The following is a 1810-nucleotide window of genomic DNA, read 5'->3' as shown; positions in this document are numbered from 1 at the left end:
TTTTCCCGTTTAGGGTGTGGCTTTGTTTTTTTGATGCCAGTTTGTTGGTGTCTTTTGTTTGGTCGAATTTTTCTGATTCGAATTCTTTCGGGTTTGTCCCGAGGTTTTTGTTTGGAGAGTTTGATTCTGGCTCAGGACGAACGCTGGCGGCGTGCTTAACACATGCAAGTCGAACGGAAAGGCCCTTCGGGGTACTCGAGTGGCGAACGGGTGAGTAACACGTGGGTGATCTGCCCTGCACTTTGGGATAAGCCTGGGAAACTGGGTCTAATACCGAATATGACCGCGCACTTCCTGGTGTGTGGTGGAAAGCTTTTGCGGTGTGGGATGGGCCCGCGGCCTATCAGCTTGTTGGTGGGGTAATGGCCTACCAAGGCGACGACGGGTAGCCGGCCTGAGAGGGTGACCGGCCACACTGGGACTGAGATACGGCCCAGACTCCTACGGGAGGCAGCAGTGGGGAATATTGCACAATGGGCGCAAGCCTGATGCAGCGACGCCGCGTGAGGGATGACGGCCTTCGGGTTGTAAACCTCTTTCAATAGGGACGAAGCGCAAGTGACGGTACCTATAGAAGAAGGACCGGCCAACTACGTGCCAGCAGCCGCGGTAATACGTAGGGTCCGAGCGTTGTCCGGAATTACTGGGCGTAAAGAGCTCGTAGGTGGTTTGTCGCGTTGTTCGTGAAAACTCACAGCTTAACTGTGGGCGTGCGGGCGATACGGGCAGACTAGAGTACTGCAGGGGAGACTGGAATTCCTGGTGTAGCGGTGGAATGCGCAGATATCAGGAGGAACACCGGTGGCGAAGGCGGGTCTCTGGGCAGTAACTGACGCTGAGGAGCGAAAGCGTGGGGAGCGAACAGGATTAGATACCCTGGTAGTCCACGCCGTAAACGGTGGGTACTAGGTGTGGGTTTCCTTCCTTGGGATCCGTGCCGTAGCTAACGCATTAAGTACCCCGCCTGGGGAGTACGGCCGCAAGGCTAAAACTCAAAGAAATTGACGGGGGCCCGCACAAGCGGCGGAGCATGTGGATTAATTCGATGCAACGCGAAGAACCTTACCTGGGTTTGACATGCACAGGACGCCAGTAGAGATATTGGTTCCCTTGTGGCCTGTGTGCAGGTGGTGCATGGCTGTCGTCAGCTCGTGTCGTGAGATGTTGGGTTAAGTCCCGCAACGAGCGCAACCCTTATCTTATGTTGCCAGCGCGTAATGGCGGGGACTCGTGAGAGACTGCCGGGGTCAACTCGGAGGAAGGTGGGGATGACGTCAAGTCATCATGCCCCTTATGTCCAGGGCTTCACACATGCTACAATGGCCGGTACAAAGGGCTGCGATGCCGTGAGGTGGAGCGAATCCTTTCAAAGCCGGTCTCAGTTCGGATCGGGGTCTGCAACTCGACCCCGTGAAGTCGGAGTCGCTAGTAATCGCAGATCAGCAACGCTGCGGTGAATACGTTCCCGGGCCTTGTACACACCGCCCGTCACGTCATGAAAGTCGGTAACACCCGAAGCCGGTGGCCTAACCCTTGTGGAGGGAGCCGTCGAAGGTGGGATCGGCGATTGGGACGAAGTCGTAACAAGGTAGCCGTACCGGAAGGTGCGGCTGGATCACCTCCTTTCTAAGGAGCACCACGATAAACATTCCCAATTGGTGGGGATGTAGCCGTGAGGAGCCTGGTCGCTGTAGTGGCGCCGGCTTGGTGCACAACAAACTTGAGAAACGGTGTGGGAAACACTGTTTTGAGGAACTGCCAGACACACTATTGGGCTTTGAGACAACAGGCCCGTGCCCCTTTTTGGGGG

At 56.2% G+C, this 1810-nt stretch carries 1 rRNA gene; it reads left to right on the top strand.

The features are described from left to right. Window positions 1-108: 108 nt before the first annotated feature. Window positions 109-1626 (top strand): 16S ribosomal RNA (locus AB0876_RS34255). Window positions 1627-1810 lie beyond the last annotated feature (184 nt).

Origin of the sequence: Mycobacterium sp. NPDC049093 (assembly GCF_040704635.1) — a bacterium.
In the GTDB taxonomy this organism is placed as follows: domain Bacteria; phylum Actinomycetota; class Actinomycetes; order Mycobacteriales; family Mycobacteriaceae; genus Mycobacterium.
The sequence above is the reverse complement of the archived record's forward strand: the minus strand, read 5'-3'. Positions and strand labels throughout refer to the sequence as shown.